Origin of the sequence: Streptomyces sp. NPDC060027 (assembly GCF_042737005.1) — a bacterium.
In the GTDB taxonomy this organism is placed as follows: domain Bacteria; phylum Actinomycetota; class Actinomycetes; order Streptomycetales; family Streptomycetaceae; genus Streptomyces.
On the sequence record NZ_JBHWVI010000336.1, the window covers coordinates 1 to 6,640 of the forward strand.

At 70.6% G+C, this 6,640-nt stretch carries 5 protein-coding genes and 1 tRNA gene; 3 read left to right on the forward strand and 3 right to left on the reverse strand.

Features of this window, described 5'->3' with window-relative positions:
• Positions 1–463: 463 nt before the first annotated feature.
• Positions 464–877: a DUF6344 domain-containing protein gene (locus ACFWBT_RS40725; protein ID WP_385709214.1), complete on the reverse strand. Its 414-nt coding sequence runs from the start codon at positions 875–877 to the stop codon at positions 464–466.
• A 326-nt stretch (positions 878–1,203) separates the two neighbouring features.
• Between ACFWBT_RS40725 and ACFWBT_RS40730 the strand changes: the two genes are divergently transcribed.
• Complete coding sequence (locus ACFWBT_RS40730; RefSeq protein WP_003999697.1) at positions 1,204–1,332, forward strand: DLW-39 family protein; 129 nt, start codon at positions 1,204–1,206, stop codon at positions 1,330–1,332.
• Positions 1,333–1,557: 225 nt separating this feature from the next.
• Positions 1,558–3,117 carry a hypothetical protein gene (locus tag ACFWBT_RS40735; RefSeq protein ID WP_385709217.1) on the forward strand — a complete coding sequence of 520 codons (1,560 nt, stop codon included), beginning with the start codon at positions 1,558–1,560 and terminating at the stop codon, positions 3,115–3,117.
• Positions 3,118–3,132: 15 nt separating this feature from the next.
• On the opposite strand, the gene ACFWBT_RS40740 is transcribed toward ACFWBT_RS40735, so the two are convergent.
• Complete coding sequence (locus ACFWBT_RS40740) at positions 3,133–5,277, reverse strand: protein kinase (RefSeq protein ID WP_385709221.1); 2,145 nt, start codon at positions 5,275–5,277, stop codon at positions 3,133–3,135.
• A 129-nt stretch (positions 5,278–5,406) separates the two neighbouring features.
• Entirely contained in the window at positions 5,407–5,955 is a 549-nt protein-coding gene (locus ACFWBT_RS40745; RefSeq protein ID WP_037614940.1) for a transcriptional regulator, read from the reverse strand.
• Positions 5,956–6,136: 181 nt separating this feature from the next.
• On the opposite strand from ACFWBT_RS40745, the gene ACFWBT_RS40750 reads away from it, so the two are divergent.
• A tRNA-Ala gene (locus ACFWBT_RS40750) sits at positions 6,137–6,209 on the forward strand.
• Positions 6,210–6,640: the final 431 nt, after the last annotated feature.

Below are 6,640 nucleotides of genomic sequence, written 5' to 3' on the forward strand. Positions count from 1 at the left end.
CATACTAATTTTAAAAGCGGTGCAACGTCGAATGACAATAAAAAACACCCAATCGCCGGGCCTTTGCCCTGGGTGCTTTGTACGCAAGTTCGCCGCTACGTCAGGGTGTCCGTGAGGGGTTGAGGGGTGCGCGAAGGGTCAGTGAAGGACCACGGGAAGGGGCGCTTGTGCGAGGAGGAGGCGTGAGAGGGGGGCGCGAGGTTCGGGAAGGTGCGGGGGCGGTTCCTCGTGTTGTCCGTCCGCGCTCCGGGGAAGGTGTCCCGTGCCGCTCGTGCTCTGCCGGGGACGGTGTCCTGTTCCGGCCGCTCGTGCTCTGCCGGGGACAAGGTCCCGTGCCGGCCGTCCGAACTCGGCGGGGCCGGCGTTCTGTGCCAGTGACCGGTACTGAGCCAGGGGCGGGGTTCCAGACACACCGCCAGGCCTGTACCGACGTCGACTCCTCGTGCGGTGCTCCCCGCGCGTCTCAGCGCTGGAGCGGTGCTACGGGCGTGAGGGGCGCCAGGAGCTCCGTGTCGGGCGCCGCGAGGGCCTCGGGCTCGGAGCAGGCGTCGGGGCCGGCCAGGCCTTCAGGATCGCTGAGGGCGGGATCCGTCGTCTCGTCGTCCGCCGGCGCGCGGTGGCGGCAGCTGGGCGAGGAGCCGTGTGCCTCGGCGCGGATGCGTTGCTTCATCGTGGGAGGCAGGGCCCGACTGTAGGACCAGGCCCAGGCCCAGGGGGCCATCGCCGGGGCCGTCACGGACGCCTCGGTGTTGCGGGCCGAGTCGGCCTGCGGTACCGCGGCGGCCGCGGTGGTCGTGATGAGTCCGAGCGTCGTGCACAGCGCCAGGAAGGCGGTGATGACGGCGGTCCACAGCTTCATGACCTTGTTTTGGGTCACGGCCCCTCACTTTCGGGTCGGGCGATTTGCGTACTTTCCTCATGATGTGTATGCGGGCCGCGAAGTGGTGGACCAACGCCCGTGGCGCGTTGATGTTCAGATGAACACCACCCGGATGGCCGCAAGAGACCAGAAAAGTCCGTAGATGCCCTCGAAAGTCACTTTCTGTGATGTGTGATCACCCTGAGATCGGAGTGGTCGCATCCGTTCTACTGCTGTGCGCGGGGCCGCAGTTGAGGGCCGATCCAGGTCGCCGACCGATATCGGGCGGTGTGTATAGTCGGGCGCCAGAGGTCCCCTACGTCAAGGAAAGACGAGGTCGCGCGGTGAAGAAGCTTCTCCTGGTCGCACTGGCCGCCATCGGCGGGCTCCTCGTGTACCGCCAGATCCAGGCGGATCGCGCCGAGCAGGATCTGTGGACGGAGGCGACTGACTCCGTGCCCACGGGTTCGTGAGTACCGACAACAGTCTCTGAGCAGACCCCGGCCGCCTCGCGGTCGGGGTTTTGTGTTTCCCGGAATCCCTTGGATTCGCGAAAGCAAGCGAATCGGTTGCACAGGGAAATATGACGACCTTGCGGCCGCTTCCTTTCGGCCGCTCCCACTGATAGCTCGGGTGCCGCGGTGGCCGACGGGGCAGGATGGTCCGCGCCAGGGGGCTACGACGAGGGGTGGCGCGTGATGGGGCGGCGCACGGAGGGCGGGCGGGTCCAGGGCCGGTGCGCGAGGTCGTGGCACGGCCGGATGCTCACGGCCACGGCGGCAGCGGCCGCGCTGTGCGTGATCCTCGCGCCCGCGGGCCCGGTCGCCGCTCCCGAGCCCGTCGCCGCCCGAACCACCGCGGACGACGCGAGGACGGCCGCCGACGGTACGCCCGGGCCGTACTCCTTCGCGGAGGACGCCACCACCGTCAAAGGCACCGCGGACACGACCTACTCCGTACGGCTCGAGCCGGGCCACACGTACAAGAGCTCCATCGGGCCCGCGGGCAGGGACGGCAGGCTCTACTACCGTCTCGAACTGGACGCCGACTCCAGCGCGTACGTCGCCGCCACCGCCGTCCCCCGGCCCGGCGCGACGGTCTCCTACTCTGACGGCCTCAAGGTCTCCCTGCAGGACGGCAACGGCCGCAACTGTTCCCCCTCCGGCACCGCCCACTTCGGCGCCACCCAGAGCCCGCACCCCATCGCCGCCTGGGCGTCCCGCGAAACGGGCGGCAAGCAGTACGCCTGCCGGACGGCGGGAAGGTACTACGTGGTCGTCGAACGCTCAGGAGCGGCGGGTGCGTCGAGGGCGACGGATCCGCCCGCCACGACGCCTTCTTCGTCCCGCGCCTGGGACCTGGAGCTCAGCTATGTGTCGGAGCCCGGTCTGAAGAACGCTCCCGGTTCGACGAGTGCCCCGGAAGCCTGGAACTCCGCGTCGCCCGAAGCCCTGGCGGGGGCCTCGAAGCACCGCAGCGGCGGAGCCGGGTTCAGCAGGGCCCGCACTCTGAGGCAGGGAGTCTGGGACGACGAGATCCGCCCCGGGCAGACGCGCTTCTACAAGGTGCCGGTCGACTGGGGACAGCGGTTCTACGCCACCGCGGACCTGGGCAGTTCGGGCCGCGGCGACGGCTCTGTGGGCACCGCCCTCACCATGTCTCTCTACAACCCCGTGCGCGGCTTCGTCGACGACGTCGGCTCCGGGTACGACGGCAGGCAGCGCTCCGCCGCGCTCGACCCCCTACCTCCCGTCGCCTACGAGAACCGCTTCGCCCTCAACGACCGTGTGAGCGGGATGCGGTTCGCGGGTTCCTACTACCTCGTGGTCCATCTCGCCGCTCAGGTCGCCGACCGCTTCGGCGAGGGGCCCTTCGGGCTGACCCTGCGGGTGCGGGTGGCCGGAGCGGCGGGGACGGGCCCCGCCTACGCGGGGGCGGCGAACCCCCGAGACGTGTTCGACGTTCCGGCGGGGGATTCCGACGACGCGACCGACGACCGTACGGCGGGCGGGACGGCCGGTACCGGTGCCGGTGGCAGCGGCGACGACGGCCGGAGCGGCAGCATGAAACTGATCGCCGCGGGTGGCATCGGGACGGGAACCCTGCTGATGCTGACGCTCGGGTGGTGGACCGTGGCCGCGCGCCGCAGGGCGGCGCGGACCCTCAAGACCGCGCCGGAAGACGCGGACACCGCTTCGGCCCAGCTGACCGCACCGGCGCCGGCCCCTTGGGAGCACGGGGCGACACGCAACTGGTAGCGGTCCTCGCCCGGATCAGACTTGGCTCAGTGCCCAGAACCCCACCGCGAAACAGGCCAGCGCGAGCAACAGCATCGGCACCGCGACCTTGGCGGGCGGCCCCGGGCGTGGCCGTGCGCGCCTTCCGTGGCGCACCGGAACTGCCCCCGCCCGAGGCGGAACCTGGACGGACCGAGCGGTGTATGAAGCAGTAGAGGCGTACGCGTGCTGCGGCATCGCGGCGGACGGGACCGGGGGCCGATCGGGGGAGGGGACTTGCGTAGGAGTGGGTGTGGTCGGGGGCGTAGGTGTCGGGGTCGGGTCGAACGACTGGGGGTAGAGCGGAGCCGACGTCGGCAGGGCGAGCGGGACCGAGGTGGGGGGAGTGGGCGTCCGCGTCTCCTGCCACGCCTGCTGGGGCTGCTGCTGTTTCGGTGGGTACGGGGGCTGGTGGGGTGGAACCTCGGCCTGCTCCCGCCGCTGGGAGTCGGTGGAGGCGGCGGGCTGCTGTGGCGGCGGCAGATGGAAGCTGCCGGTGTCCGACATCGAGGACTGCTGGGGAGGGGGCCCGCCGGCAGGGTCCGGAGGTGTGCCGTCGGGGGCGGTGAGAGATCGCGCGTCCTCGGAGGCGGGCCGAGCCTGTACGCCGTCCCCGGCGGTCGGTCGCCCGCGCTCGCGGCCCGGCTGAGCCTGCGCTGCCTCGGAGGCGGGCTGAGACCGTACGCCGTCCTGAGCGGGCCACGGGCCCAGGGCGGCCTCGGCAGAGCCCTGCCTGCCGTCACGGGAAGGGGATTCCGGGAGTACGTCCCCGGTGCCGAGGTCCGGATATGCAGCGTCGGCAGCGGGACCAGGCCGGACGCTCCCTGAGGCGGGCCCCTGCGCTCCCGAGCCGAGGTCGGAGCCGGATGCCTCGCCCGGGGTGAGCACGGAGGCCGAGGCAGGCAAGGAGCGGGGGTCAGGGGCGAGGCTTGGGCCGGAGCCGGAGCCGGAGCCGGAGCCGGAGCCGGAGCCGGAGCTGGAGTGGGGGTCGGGGGCGAGGTCGGAGCCTGAGGCTGGGCCGGCATCGGCGCCAGTGCCGGCATCGGTGCCCGTGCTCGTGCCGTTGCCGCCGCCTGTGCCGTTGCCGCCGATCGGAGCGGAATCGTGTGGGGAGTCGGAGTCCGCGTCCGTGAAGGTGCCGGAGTCGGTGTCGGGCCACGAGGGAGTGTTGTCCGAGCCGGGCCCGGGGTGAGCGGCTGTGGTGTCCCGATGGCCGCGGGAGGACAGAGTCCGTGCGCTCACGCCCGAAGCGGTCCCCGGCTCCAAGGGGCCCGTCGGTCCGAACCCCCCAGGCAGGGGCCCGAGTTGGTCGAAGACCTCGATCAGTTCGTCGTCCGGTCCGGGCTCGGGGAGGAGTTCGACGGCTGCGGCAAGAGCCTTGCGCGCCCCTGTGGCGGTGCGGAAGCGAGCGTGCGGATCCGGTTGGAGGAGCATCGCCACGACCTGCCACAGAGGCTCGGGTATGCCCCGCGGGGCGGACGGCGTGCCGTGCTCGGCGAAGTACTCGATCAGCGCCTTGGCGTCGGGCTTGGCGCCTTCCAGGAGGTACAGGGCGACCAGACCCACGGCGAACAGGTCGGCGGGGAAGTCGGGTTCGGAACCCAGCATCTGCTCGGGGGCGAAGTAACCCGGCGTTCCCACCACGTAGTTGGTCTCGGTGAGGCGCGGTTCGCCCAGCCGCATCGCGATGCCGAAATCGGACAGACGCAACCGCGGCCGGGCCGTGCCGGTCGCTTCGAGGAGCACGTTCGCGGGCTTGATGTCCCGGTGCACGACCCCCTCCGCGTGCACGGCGGTGAGGCCTGCCAGGAGCTGGTCGATCAGCGTGCAGACGAAAGAGGGAGGCAGCGGGCCGTAGTCGTTGACCAGGTGGACCAGGGAGCCCCCGGCGACCAGGTCCATGGTGAACAGGACCTTGTCGTCGTCGGCGGCCCAGCTGGCGGGAGCCAGTACGTGCGGATGGTCGATCCGCAGCGCCTGCTCCCGCACGAATCGCAGCAGCGCGTGCGCGTCGCTCTGCTGCAGCACCTTGGCGGCCACATAGCGGCGCCGCCGGTGGTCCCAGGCGCGCCACACCGCGCCGACTCCCCCGCGCCCGATCGGGTCGACCAGTTCGTACCGGCCTGCGAAGACCTCACCCATGGTCGTGCGTCGCTCCCCTTCGGCGGTCGGTCCGGAGACCTCTTCCGAGGCGCCCGGCTGCCTGACGTGTGGCGGCTGGAAGGTGTCACGGGCCTCCAGCGCCGGGCGGTCGGCGGCCGGGCGATCGGCTCAGCTCTGGTGGGACTGGTAGTGCGCGACCGCGTCAGAGGTACGGCCGGCGCCGTAGACCCGGAGGAACTCTGCCAGCTCCGGGTGGGTCGGGGCGAGGGTGTCCGCCGCGTCGATGATGTCTCCGGCGGCTGCCACCGAGCGCAGCAGTGACTGGATCTCGCGGACCACCCGCTTGACCGTCGGGGCTCCCGAACTGGTCGTGGACTGCGTGGTGTTGCTGAGCACCGATCCCCCCTGGGACTTCTTGATCTCGTCCATCCGCTCGGTCGCCTCGGCGGCGCTGACGCTTCCGTCGGCGACCTGCCCCGCCAGGTCCTGCAGGAGCTGTACGCGCTGGACCACCGCGGGATTGCCGATCTTGGCACGCTGACCGCTCATCAGCTGCGACAACATGGGTGCGGACAGGCCCAGCACCCCGGCAAGACGCGCCTGGTTCAGACCCAGGTCCTCTATGAGCCTACGGAAGAGCGCCCCCAACGGCTCCCCGTACCAGTTCCGCTGCAGCTCCCGGGCTCTCGCGGTTGCTTCCTGCTGTGCGGCGTCCATTGCGTCTCCCCATCGCTTCCCCAAGTACCGCGGTTCGCGACAGCGAACCACGTCGAGCATCTTACGGAGAGTGGTCGTCCACGGGGACCCCCATCTTTTTGCGAGATCCCGGGGGTGACCCGGTACTCTGGTCTGCGGCGCCCGTCGACAGATGGATCCTGTGGTCGGACGCTCCTCTTACGGGGCCTTAGCTCAGTTGGTAGAGCGCTGTCTTTGCATGGCAGATGTCAGGGGTTCGACTCCCCTAGGCTCCACACCTCGAACCGGTCAGACGCCCGACAACGGCGGCTGGCCGGTTTTTGTATGTCCCCTTTCCGTCCGTGCGCGGGCCTGCCGTGAGGCGGTTCCCGGGCAGGGCGAAGACCGGCGTGCGCGCCGTCGGTGACGTGTGTCACAGGGTGTCGCTTTGCAGCCGTTGCAGTCCTTTGCGCAAACAGATGGCCGGGGCGAGGTCTGTGACTCCGCTGTGCGGGCGGCCGGGGCGGCGCCGGTGGACCGAGAGGTCGGCCGGGGCCCTTGTGTGAGCTGCCGTGCTGGCAACCGAGTAACCGGCTCGGCGCATTCCGTCAACAACATCTCCACCGATGCTGCACACCAGGACCGTTGCAAATGTCATCGTGAGTCGTGCGGGTAAATCCGACCCGGGGCGTTCGGGACCCCATGCTCTGCCGTTCCACGTGAAACC